This is a genomic window from Nostoc sp. NMS4 (assembly GCF_017115095.1).
In the GTDB taxonomy this organism is placed as follows: Bacteria; Cyanobacteriota; Cyanobacteriia; order Cyanobacteriales; family Nostocaceae; genus Nostoc.
Window position 1 is genome coordinate 1 of the sequence record NZ_JABXKI010000070.1, and the last position, 9,104, is coordinate 9,104.

At 40.9% G+C, this 9,104-nt stretch carries 4 protein-coding genes and 2 pseudogenes; 4 read left to right on the forward strand and 2 right to left on the reverse strand.

The annotated features are described in order from the left end of the window. Positions 1 to 63: 63 nt before the first annotated feature. On the reverse strand, positions 64 to 261 hold the full coding sequence (locus tag HWQ37_RS03560; RefSeq protein WP_152592007.1) for an NblA/ycf18 family protein: 198 nt from the start codon (positions 259 to 261) through the stop codon (positions 64 to 66). A 293-nt stretch (positions 262 to 554) separates the two neighbouring features. Here HWQ37_RS03560 and HWQ37_RS03565 point away from each other — a divergent pair, with 293 nt between their 5' ends. The 4 genes and pseudogenes from HWQ37_RS03565 (at position 555) to HWQ37_RS03580 (ending at position 8,341) form a co-directional block, all read left to right on the forward strand. Next, complete coding sequence (locus tag HWQ37_RS03565; RefSeq protein ID WP_292743861.1) at positions 555 to 740, forward strand: hypothetical protein; 186 nt, start codon at positions 555 to 557, stop codon at positions 738 to 740. 229 nt (positions 741 to 969) lie between these two features. After that, positions 970 to 1,689, forward strand: a pseudogene (locus HWQ37_RS03570) (transposase); the annotation flags it as partial. A 542-nt stretch (positions 1,690 to 2,231) separates the two neighbouring features. Further along, positions 2,232 to 3,998, forward strand: coding sequence for an SWIM zinc finger family protein (locus HWQ37_RS03575; protein WP_292743864.1), 1,767 nt, complete (start codon positions 2,232 to 2,234; stop codon positions 3,996 to 3,998). A 128-nt stretch (positions 3,999 to 4,126) separates the two neighbouring features. After that, positions 4,127 to 8,341 carry a DEAD/DEAH box helicase gene (locus tag HWQ37_RS03580; RefSeq protein ID WP_292743869.1) on the forward strand — a complete coding sequence of 1,405 codons (4,215 nt, stop codon included), beginning with the start codon at positions 4,127 to 4,129 and terminating at the stop codon, positions 8,339 to 8,341. A gap of 535 nt (positions 8,342 to 8,876) precedes the next feature. On the opposite strand, the pseudogene HWQ37_RS03585 reads toward HWQ37_RS03580, so the two are convergent. Beyond that, positions 8,877 to 9,104: pseudogene (locus HWQ37_RS03585) on the reverse strand (hypothetical protein); the annotation flags it as partial.

The following is a 9,104-nucleotide window of genomic DNA, read 5'->3' on the forward strand; positions in this document are numbered from 1 at the left end:
ATAGGCATGAAATTTAAATTATTTTAACTTTTACCATAAAAGTAGCGCAAGAGCCGGTTTGTTTTAACCCAAGATTGAACCTGAACCAACTTCCCACTGATGTTTGAGCAATTCTTGGTAAGTCTTTTCCCTTATCATCATCTGCTTGTACAGCATCTGCAAAAATTCTTGAGCTTGTTCACGGGACATCTGCTGCACTTGATCAGAGAAAGTTCTAAGGCTAAATTCTTGTTCTAAAGATAATTCAATGGGTTGGTTCATAGCTTTTATTTGAGTTTGCTAAGTTAAGCAAATATTGCTTTATGTAAATAAATGTTACGATAGCTTTACAAAAAATGAAGGTGTGTAAACCGTACCGATGTAGGTTAGAAATGCCGTATCTGCTGCTGGAAACCTTGATATCACTCCATTGTGGCAACCCAAGTAAAAACTTAAGTTCTAAAGTTTCTTACTAAGAGGTTTTTAAAAGCATTTTTCGCCTCTGCTTGCGGCTGGCGATCGCCAGCCGTAGGCGAAACAGCGCCATCGCACAGAAATTACTTGCCAATATTGATTTGAAACTCGATTATATCGGTCGGTTGGGTAAGCGTGAGAATCGGGAGTGCGTTTATCGGTTTCTTGCCCCTAACGATCAGCGTGATTCGATTTTTCGCCAGTGGTTCAATAGGGACGAAGCATCAAACCAATTCGCAATTGATAATGGTGCGAATTGCGAATTGTTTGGTGTCAGTCAGCAATAATATAAGTACTTTAACGTCTTTGACAGCTTAAATAGGGCATGAAAAAGTATTGTAACGACAGAATAACTTTGCAAGAAGTGGGCAACATTGTTAGGTAAATTCAATGATCAAACGAGCTAATGAAAAGTTTGGTTTACCACCATGCCCAAGCGACCAAAACAAAACTCTGACCACGCACATCGACATCATACTCCTACTATAGATAATCAAGCGATTGCTAAACACTTAGTTTCACACTAATCCTGCTGCTTCAGACACAAATTTTGAATCTGCATTACTCAATTTAGTGACTGCTAAGACTTTAATTTTACTCGACAGAGGTTTCTATCATTTCCAGTTTTTACAACAACTGATTAATCAAGAAGTCCATTTTATTACTCGTTTAAAAGCTAAAGCATCTCTTAAATATCTCAAGATTTTTAGCTATGACCATTCTCTTAAAGATCGATTGATTCAACTTGGAACTGGTCGTGGTGGCGCACCAGTACTGACTTTACGTTTAATCGAGATAAAAGTTGGGTTTTACTAGCTATTCTTATATTACTTCTGTCCTTGACCCACAAATTTTACCTCAGAGATGTTGTCGCAGATTTATACCGCCGAAGATGGAGAGTTGAAGAAGCTTTCTACACAGTAAAACGCTTACTAGGGCTATGTTATTTATGGACTGGTTCTATTAATGGTATCAAGCTACAAGTCTGGGCTACTTGGTTATTTTATGCTGTCTTAGTTGACTTGGGAGATGCGGTAGCTGATGAATTAGCTTTACCATTTGACCGCATTTCTTTGGAGATGATAATTCGATTGTTTATACCATTTTAGTGTTGCAAATGAGAAAGGCAAAGCCGATGACCCGATTAAGTACTTCGCAGAAAGAGAGAATCAAGACTTAGGCGTGGTTAAATATCTCCGAAAACCAGTCTCCAGGCTGGATTTATCCCCTTTTCCTGCACCCTCTTGACAAATGTGCAATTATCTTAACCTCTCACAGATGGCCAGCCACCAACTCTGCAAAAAAAGATCCTTCTTCGCACGAAAATCCAGCTTCAGCAACGATTACGGTTACTGCTGTTGAAGTTACAGAGTTGACCGAGGAAGAACAAAGCGATCGCCAAAGTCCACCGTGGTGAATTTAAAATAGTCGCTCGTGACCTTGCCGACAAAACTTGGCTAGTTAGGGCATTCTGGAGTTATTAAGTAATAAACCGCACTCTCTCGACGTTGATCATCACTGACTCCCAAGTGGTGAAAAATACCTGCAATGCCAGTGTGGAGTCGCGCATGTTTTTGTTTCTACAAAGCCACCAACGGCATAAAGGCAGTTTAACCCCCATTTCTCACAAGCTTGAGGCGAAGAAGGAGCAGAGGGGCAGAGGGGAAAAAACTTGGTATTTGAACTCTCCCCTGCCCCTCTGCATAAGCACAGGCTTTGAGAGATGTGGTGAGAAATCCGGGTTTAAGCGTAAGCTAAAAATAAAAGACTTGGGTGCTATGTCGATTCCAGAAATTTCTGAAGCAATAATACGTCATAACTCTAACGCTTCATCCTATAGTCGTGGTGAAGAATATTACCGTAGGGGCGCGATCGCTGATCTAAAAAAACGAGGTAATCTGATTCAAGCAGAGGTAGAAGGTGGCGAAATTACACCATATCAAGTCAGTATTCGTTTTGATGCAGGTGGAATTACCTCAGCAAGTTGTACTTGCCCTTATGATTATGATGGATGGTGCAAACATATTGTTGCCACCTTATTAAGCTGTTTGCGTCAATCAGAGATTATTGAAGAACGTCCAACCCTAGAACAATTATTAAATCGGCTTGATATTCTTCAAACTCAGCGATTATTACAAGAACTGGTAGAAAATAGACCAGAACTAATTGATGATATTGATGAGTTTGTAAGTTTGATAGACTTGCCAAAACCGCAAACAAAACAGCCTTCTACCCGCCAAAGCAAAATTGACACATCACCTTTTCGCTCTCATGTCAAGCGGATTTTGCGGGATGGATTGAAAGAATTAGAGTATGGTTCAGAAGATGACCCATTTACAGATGATTTGCTGGCTGTAATTGAGAAAGCGCGGGAGTTAGCAGAAAATGGAGATGGCAATAATGCGATCGCAATTCTCGAAACTATTACCGAAACTTATGCCCAAGAATGGGACGAGTTGCTAGATTACGGTGGAGACAGTTATTCCATCGCAGAACCTCTTGATAGCGTCTGGACAGAAGCAATTTTGTGTGCAGAAATGTCTACAGGAGAAATAGTAGATTTGCAGTTGATGTTGGAATCCTGGCAAGACGAAATCAGTGCAGACTTTAGTATGAGCTTAGAAGCATTGCGTCAAGGTTGGGATTATGAACCACTGCAACAAATTATGCAAGGAGATGATACCGCAGAACTTTGGGAAAATGAACGACCAAGCTATGCTGATGATTTAGCACTGATTCGCTTACAAATTCTTGAACGTCAAAATCGTTACACAGAGTATTTAAATCTAGCTTTAGCAGAAGAAATGACTCTGCAATACTTGACGCAATTAGCCGCTTTGGGAAGAGTAGAAGAAGCCATGTCTGCGGCTAAAATCCTGATGGAAAGAGCAGAAGAGGGTTTTGCCTTAGCAAAAATATTGCGAGAAGATGGGTATTTGGTTGAAGCATTGGAAATATGCCAAGCTGGTATCAATTTAACAGGTAACTGTTTATACGAATTTGCTACTTGGACAAGTGATTTAGCCCAAGGATTAGAAGATAATGCCACTGCCTTAACTGCCAGCATCATTGCTTTTAAAATAAGACCATCGTTTCGAGACTATGGTAAAATTCAAGACTATGCAGGAGAAACTTGGTTGACGCTCAAACAAGATTTACTGCAAACACTACGAGATCAGCCAGATTGGGGAATAAAAGAAGCTCAAGTTGATATTTTCCTCCATGAAGGATTAATTGATGATGCAATTAGAACAGTAGAAAGAGATATTTATTATGCTTCAGAATTGGTTCATCGAGTCATGGATGTAGCAGTTTCCCATCGTCCAGATTGGGTAATTGATAACGCTCGCAGACGGGCAGAACCAATTATGGAACAAGGAAAAGCTGACCGTTATGACGCTGCGGTTAATTGGCTCAAAAAAGTAAAAGCTGCATATCTCCAACTAGGACAAAAAGCTGAATGGTCTGCTTATCGCTCACAACTAGAAGCGACTCATGGACGTAAACGTAAATTAATGGAATTATTTAAAGAACTGAATAAATAGTAGTCTGTCAAGCTAACTTTGACGGGTGAGACACTTCTTAAACATCTCTTTTTTCTCTGACTCTGTGCCCTCTGCGCCTCTGTGGTTCGTTCCTTTACCCTTCAAACTTCACTTAACAGACCAATAGTATGATTAATTTAGCAACTGATACCACAAAATTACAAATACAACTTGCGGATAAATACTTCAAATTACATCCTTCTCTACAAAAAATTATTCAGTTGTTTTCGGTAATTTATGCACCGATAGACAAAAATTCATTTGTAAGTTTTCTTAGTAAAATTGATGCTTTAGATGAAAACAATAAACCTTGGGTTACTAAAACTCTCAGTCCCCAAATTGATAAATTATTAAAAGCAGGTTTTTTAATACAGGAAAGTAGATCGGGTGCTGAATGTCATCCGTTACTCACAGAAATTGCTACTCGTCATGCTGTACAAACCGGACAGTTTGAAATCCTTGTCACAGCAGTAGAGGAGAAGCTACCTATACATACTCACTGGAATAGGGATTATCGGATTTTCTCCAGTCTGCGCCAGTGTATCAGAGAAATCCGCATTGGTATTTATCGTCAAGATCCTAGTTTTATTAGTCAGCAAATTGAAGCTTATCAGAAGTACGCTGATAGTGAAGAAAAAATAGTAATAGAAAATATCTTTGAGCAGATATACAATAATCCATTTGATACAGATTGGTTTAACACCCTTCCACAAGGATTATATGAAAGTGGTATATCCAGTATCCTCTTCAATTCAGCCTTAAAATTATCCGCTTCTGAAGATGTGTTGACGCTGTTAGAAGAAGAATGCGCTACACCTGGAAAACATTGCTCAGATTATCTACATCTGATTTTGACAGAACAACTGCTGTTACAGGGTTGTACCCAAGAAGCACAAGAAAGTCTGGAGCGCATATCAAATGAATATCAAAATAATGCTGCGATCTTTTGGGGTTGGTTAAGTTTTCTGCGAGGTGAAAATGAACAAGCCATAAAATATTATACAGATGCCCTGAAAGCGATCAAAAAGGCTACAGGCAAACGGCAAATATATTTCAATACAATTGGGGGCTTATTTTTTATCCTCGCATTGTTAAAAGATGGTTCAGTGCAACGCCTCAAAGAAGCAGAAGAGCATACCAGTTTGATGTCCCGTCAAGGGGATCATTGGCTCAGGTTCACTTATGGCAGACTGAACATGGTACTACAAGTTCACCTTGGCGATATTACCCAAAAACAATTTGTAGTCAGTGGTCATATTTCTTCCGTGGAAGAAGAAAATAGCTTACAAACATTGTTTTGTTCACTATGCCTTTACTGGATGGATGCAGAAAGTGCTAAAAAACGCTTACCTAATTTATTGGAACCATTGTATCAGCGATCGCTCGCCTCCGGTCATTACTGGTTGGCAATTGAAACCGCAGAACTCCTATCCCGACTCAAACCTAGCAGTAACTATAAACAACTTGCAGAGGCACTGCGAGAAGATAGCGAGATCCAAACCATCGTAGACTTAATTCGACCCCAAGAAGCTTGGGAAATGTGCCTCAATGCCCTGGCAAATCTCCAAAAAGAACCACAAACACCAGGAAAACCAGAATCCGAACTGCGTTTAGCATGGTTCATTACCTTCTATCCCAGCAGATGTGTCTTACAACCACGAGAACAAAAAGTTAATGCTAAAGGGGAGTGGAGTAAAGGTCGCCCCATAGCCCTCAAGCGTCTAAGCAGTGCATTATCTGAGTTTGATTACATCACACCCCAAGATATGCGGGTATGTAGTTGTATTGAAACATATAACGATGGCTCTTATTACGGCAAAGTTGATTATACCTTCGGTGAAAAAGCCATCTCTGCTTTAATTGGACACCCGTTGGTTTTTTGGGAAGATACACCCACTATCCGTGTAGAAATTGTCAAGGGAGAACCGGAACTACTGGTTAAAAAAGAAAAACTTGGCCGTCTCACCTTGGAGTTTTCTCCCAAATTACCAGAATCACAGAATATTCTGCATATCAAAGAAACTCCAACCCGCATCAAAGTCATTGAAATTACTGCCAAACACAGACGCATTGCGGAGATTATTGGTATAGATAATAAATTAAATGTACCTGCGATCGCCCAGAAACAAGTTTTAGCAGCCATTAATGCCGTCTCTGGCATCGTTACCGTACATTCTGACATTGGTGGCGGTTCAGAAGGTGCAGAAGAAGTACCCGCCCAGAGTCTCCCCCATATTCACCTTTTACCTGCCAATGCCGGCTTGAAAATCAGCCTTCTGTCGCGCCCCTTTGCCCAAGGTGGCCCCTACTACCGTCCTGGTACAGGTGGTGAAACTGTAATTGCCGAGATTGACGGTAAACGTCTCCAAACCAGACGAAATCTGTCCCAAGAGAAGCAACTTGCCGCCTATGCTGTAGCCGCCTGCGCCACCTTGACTCAAACTGAAGAACAAGATGGTGAATGGATTATAGACGATCCAGAAGCCTGTTTAGAACTGCTGCTAGAACTTCAAACGCTGGGAAATAACGTAGTCATAGAATGGCCACAAGGAGAAAAACTGCGTGTTAGCCACAATGCCGACTTGAAAGACTTTAATTTATCAATTCAACGTCAGCAAGACTGGTTTGCAGCCACAGGGGAGTTGAAATTGAATAACGACCTAGTGCTGGATATGCAGCAACTACTAGAACTATTAGAGAAAACCCCCAGCCGTTTTATTCCCCTTGGTGATGGTCAATTTTTGGCTTTAACTCAAGCTTTTCGGAAACGCCTCGACGAATTGCGGATGTTTTCAGAAAAACATAGTAAAGGTATTCGTTTTCATCCCTTGGCGACGTTAGGGTTAGAGGATTTTGTTGATGAGGTAGGTAAGGTAAAAGCAGATAAACACTGGAAAACACATAGAGAGCGTCTGCATGAGGTGAAAAACCTCCAGCCGGAACTGCCATCTACGCTTCAAGCAGAACTACGTGACTACCAGATGGAGGGTTTTTGTTGGCTAGCGCGTCTGGCACATTGGGGTGTGGGTGCTTGTTTAGCAGACCAAATGGGACTCGGTAAGACCTTGCAAGCATTGGCGGTTATTCTCAGAAATGCTCATGAAGGGCCAACCCTAATTATTGCCCCCACTTCTGTGTGTATGAATTGGGTGAGTGAAGCGCAGAAGTTTGCCCCTACTCTCAATATTATTCAATTTTCTGGTGCTAACCGCCAAAAATTATTAGATGGTTTACAACCATTGGATATGTTGGTATGCAGCTATGGCTTATTACAGCAGGAAGAAGTAGCGCAAATGCTTTCTGGTGTACAGTGGCAAACGATTGTTCTGGATGAAGCCCAGGCGATTAAAAATATGACCACTAAACGTTCTCAGGCAGCCATGAACCTAAAATCTAATTTTAAGTTGCTGACTACTGGGACTCCCATTGAGAATCACCTGGGTGAGTTGTGGAATTTGTTCCGCTTTATTAATCCTGGGTTATTGGGTTCTTTTGAAAGCTTCAATCAACGCTTTGCTACCCCCATTGAAAAATATCAGGATAAACTTGCACGTAATAAACTCAAAAAACTTATTCAACCATTTCTGTTGCGGCGGACAAAAAATCAGGTGTTAGAAGAGTTGCCATCTCGTACCGAAATTCTGTTGCATGTAGAGTTAAGTCGAGAGGAAAAGGCATTCTATGAAGCCTTGCGCCGTCAGGCGATATCTAAACTTACCGAAACTGATGCCGAAGCAGGAAAGAAACATTTGCAAGTTTTGGCTGAGATTATGAAATTACGTCGCGCTTGCTGTAATCCTAGCTTGGTTATGCCTGACACTAAATTACCCAGTTCCAAGTTGCAACTTTTTGGTGAGGTGCTGGGTGAACTGCTGGAAAATCGTCATAAAGCGTTAGTGTTTAGTCAGTTTGTTGACCATTTGCACATTATCAGAGATTATCTGGAGCAGCAAGGTATTAATTATCAATATCTAGATGGCAGCACTTCCGTGGCAGAGCGCAAAAAACGGGTAGATGCATTTCAAGGTGGTTCAGGAGATGTCTTTCTGATTAGTCTCAAGGCGGGTGGTACAGGACTGAATCTGACTGCGGCTGATTATGTCATCCATACAGACCCTTGGTGGAATCCTGCAGTGGAAGACCAAGCCTCAGACCGCGCCCATCGCATTGGGCAACAACGCCCAGTTACTATTTATCGTCTAGTAGCAAAGGATACTATTGAAGAAAAGATTGTGCAATTGCACCACCACAAGCGAGATTTGGCAGACAGCTTATTGGAAGGTGCTGATATTAGTGGCAAGATATCAACGGAAGCCTTGTTACAGCTGATTAGTGAAGATTAAGGTATTTACCAAGGCTTTTTTGACAATAATCGCTCATTCAGTAAGTTGCTTTTATCTGACTTGAGTGATCGCAAAACTTGTTGCGCCATAATTATTACCTTGAAATAAGGTTTTGGCTCGGTGATGCCTAACCGTCCTAAAATTGTATGCCATTTCAAAACTATGTTTATTGCTTTTAGCAAGAGAACTTTCTCAGCGATTAAACAATTCTCAAGTCACTGTTAACGCCATACATCCAGGCTTTGTACAATCAAATATTACCTAGCGTGGCATCGTCTTAGTAAATATTTAGGTTTAGGTACTTCTTCAGAAGCCGAGCATATAGTACCCTTGTTTGTGCTACTTCCCCAGATTATCAAAATATTAGTGGAAAATTTTTAGATAGTCCTTGCAGGCAAAGCTGCTGGCGGCTGTTGAAACAGAATACAACCTTGTTTGGAAGCAACAAAAGTAAACTTGATTCTTAATGCAACAATTAACTCGGTGTATGAAAGTGGTAAGCGATCGCGGACTCTTTTATATGGCGAATGTATTGTTATTGGTAGTAGGAAGGAGAGCTTTTCACCCAGACATTATGGTTGTGATAAAAATCACCACGCTGTTCTAGTGTAAACCCACCCAGCAATAATCCCAACCAGACTTCTACCATCGGCATTTGCAACACACATTGCAGTTTAACTAAAGAAATCTCATCTTTGACATTTATTACCCATATTCCGCACTTCAGAATGTAGTATAAAATGCTATATAATTCCTCTCTGAT

Bases quoted from the DNA above. Each gene is read 5' to 3' on its own strand.
- HWQ37_RS03560 (WP_152592007.1), bottom strand. From the start codon at position 261: ATGAACCAACCCATTGAATTATCTTTAGAACAAGAATTTAGCCTTAGA.
- HWQ37_RS03575 (WP_292743864.1), top strand. From the start codon at position 2,232: ATGTCGATTCCAGAAATTTCTGAAGCAATAATACGTCATAACTCTAAC.
- HWQ37_RS03580 (WP_292743869.1), top strand. From the start codon at position 4,127: ATGATTAATTTAGCAACTGATACCACAAAATTACAAATACAACTTGCG.